Source organism: Mesorhizobium sp. M7A.F.Ca.AU.002.02.1.1 (assembly GCF_003998535.1).
GTDB lineage: Bacteria > Pseudomonadota > Alphaproteobacteria > Rhizobiales > Rhizobiaceae > Mesorhizobium > Mesorhizobium ciceri.
Window position 1 is genome coordinate 5,001 of record NZ_RZPB01000242.1, and the last position, 2,624, is coordinate 7,624.

A 2,624-nucleotide genomic window follows, 5' to 3' on the forward strand; every position below is an offset into this window, starting at 1 on the left:
AGACGGAAAGACCCCGTGCACCTTTACTATAGCTTTACATTGGCATTCGTAGTGGCATGTGTAGGATAGGTGGTAGGCTTTGAAGCCTGGGCGCCAGCTCAGGTGGAGCCACCCTTGAAATACCACCCTTATTACTATGGATGTCTAACCGCGGCCCGTTATCCGGGTCCGGGACAATGTATGGTGGGTAGTTTGACTGGGGCGGTCGCCTCCTAAAGAGTAACGGAGGCGCGCGATGGTGGGCTCAGAACGGTCGGAAATCGTTCGCTGAGTGCAATGGCATAAGCCTGCCTGACTGCGAGACTGACAAGTCGAGCAGAGACGAAAGTCGGTCATAGTGATCCGGTGGTCCCGCGTGGAAGGGCCATCGCTCAACGGATAAAAGGTACGCCGGGGATAACAGGCTGATGACCCCCAAGAGTCCATATCGACGGGGTTGTTTGGCACCTCGATGTCGACTCATCGCATCCTGGGGCTGGAGCAGGTCCCAAGGGTATGGCTGTTCGCCATTTAAAGCGGTACGTGAGTTGGGTTCAGAACGTCGTGAGACAGTTCGGTCCCTATCTGCCGTGGGTGTAGGAATATTGAAAGGATCTGTCCCTAGTACGAGAGGACCGGGATGGACGGATCTCTGGTGGACCTGTTGTGGCGCCAGCCGCATAGCAGGGTAGCTATATCCGGACGGGATAACCGCTGAAGGCATCTAAGCGGGAAACCCACCTTAAAACGAGTATTCCCTGAGAACCGTGGAAGACGACCACGTTGATAGGCCGGGTGTGGAAGAGCGGCAACGCTTGAAGCTTACCGGTACTAATAGTTCGATCGGCTTGATCGTTCTCATTCCTTATGCCCATCTGACAAAGTCAGATGGTCTGTTCTCACTCACGCTTGTTCCGCCCTGCGGGCGGCGCTACGTGGGTGCGGCGCATCAGCGCCGACGGTCGGTCGACCTTGCGAAGCTTCGCTTCGAAAGGCGCCAGACCAAGAACCGTAAAGGCACACAAAGACCAGCGAACAGCCCCGAGAGGCACCCGACAGCTCCGCTGCCGATGTCTCTTTGTGCGCCTTCGCTCAAAAGCTTCTCGAACAACGTGCGTTTTGCCGACCTGGTGGTTATGGCGGAGCGGCTGCACCCGATCCCATTCCGAACTCGGCCGTGAAACGCTCCAGCGCTGATGGTACTTCGTCTCAAGACGCGGGAGAGTAGGTCGCTGCCAGGTCTGCCAAACGCACGTTGATCTCACATCCAAATCGGATGGAGAAAAATCTTCTCTTTATGAAATGGCCCGCCAAGGGATCACGGGCCGCGTAAGCGGCCCTTTCATTTGGTCAGCCATATACCTATCTGTAGGCCTCGGCTTACACAAAAATTGACGCGGGGTGGAGCAGCCCGGTAGCTCGTCAGGCTCATAACCTGAAGGTCACAGGTTCAAATCCTGTCCCCGCAACCAAATTCAAAAAAGCCCGCCATCGTGCGGGCTTTTTGTTTTGTGCCGTGCTGTGCTGCCGGCCTGTCATCAGGCGCCCGCAACCAGCCAAGCCAAGCCGCCAGACAGAAAACGCAAATCCTCTCCCCAAAACCAACATCAAAAACAGCCCGCCAGCCACAAATGCCCGCGCGCCGTTTTGATATGCGGCTGGGGTGGCCATCGATCTGCCCAGGCTCAGGCCCCCGAAAGCGAAGCCGAAGCTGCGGGACAAAAGAACCAGATCCCGTCCCGCAAACCAAACTTCACTAAGCAACAGCCCGCCTGGCATCAGCCGGCGGGCTGTTCGCGTTCAAGGGACAATGGTGCCGGCAAGCGGCAGTCCTCGGCGCACAAAGAGGACTCAGCCGACAAGGTACGACAACAAACAAAGCCTCAACAAAACAGCCCGCAGCCCGCGGGCCGTTTGCGTTTGGGGGACTGGCAAGTGAAGCGCCAGGCCGCCGCCATGGCCGGATCAACCGAATCGGAGGCGGAAAAGACAAAGCCATCCGATCCTCGTGCCAGGCATCGGTGATGCCGGTGATGATTTGCAATCAAATACGAAATGAATTTGGTCGGGGTGGTGTTCTATTCAGCCGGCTTTTGTGGCCACCCTCGACCATGACAATGACTGATGGCCGCGAATATCGACCTGCATGTGAATCCTCGATCGCGCCGGCGGCCGGTGTGTCACGCCGCAATAGCCGCAAGTGCCGTTGGTCGAGCGGCCTGGGGGCGTTGAAGCGATGCCTCGATCATGCCGAATCAAAGCGAAGGGCGATTCTCTGCGGATGAGTCACGCGAGGTAAGGCGTGGCCGAATCGGCGCCAGATTCGGGATCGCTCCCCGCAGGAGGTTGCCAATGCCAAATTACGCTTTGAATGACCACTACGAGAGCTTCATCAGGAAGCAGCTCGAATCAGGCCGCTACAACAATGCCAGCGAGGTTGTCCGCGCGGGCCTGCGCATGCTCGAGGATTTCGAGGCGGAGCGGGAGAAATGGCTGCGCGAGGAGATACCAGGGCGCCTGGCTGAACTCCGGCAGGATCCGACGAAGGGCATCCCTGCCGACACGGTCTTCTCCGGCTGGAGGCGCGTCATCGCTCCAAGCAGGCGAAAGCCAAGTAGGGGATAGAGTATCGGATTGTCTTCCAC

General features: G+C 57.9%; 1 tRNA gene, 2 rRNA genes and 1 pseudogene (1 of these 4 only partly in view). All 4 read left to right on the plus strand.

Going from position 1 to position 2,624, the window contains the following annotated elements:
• Nucleotides 1–835: ribosomal RNA gene (locus tag EN879_RS16495) — 23S ribosomal RNA — on the plus strand (it extends 1,987 nt beyond the left edge of the window).
• Nucleotides 836–1,105: 270 nt separating this feature from the next.
• Nucleotides 1,106–1,220 (plus strand): 5S ribosomal RNA (gene rrf / locus EN879_RS16500).
• 154 nt (nucleotides 1,221–1,374) lie between these two features.
• A tRNA-Met gene (locus EN879_RS16505) sits at nucleotides 1,375–1,451 on the plus strand.
• Between the two features lie 880 nt (nucleotides 1,452–2,331).
• A pseudogene (locus EN879_RS16510) lies at nucleotides 2,332–2,597 on the plus strand (type II toxin-antitoxin system ParD family antitoxin).
• Nucleotides 2,598–2,624: the final 27 nt, after the last annotated feature.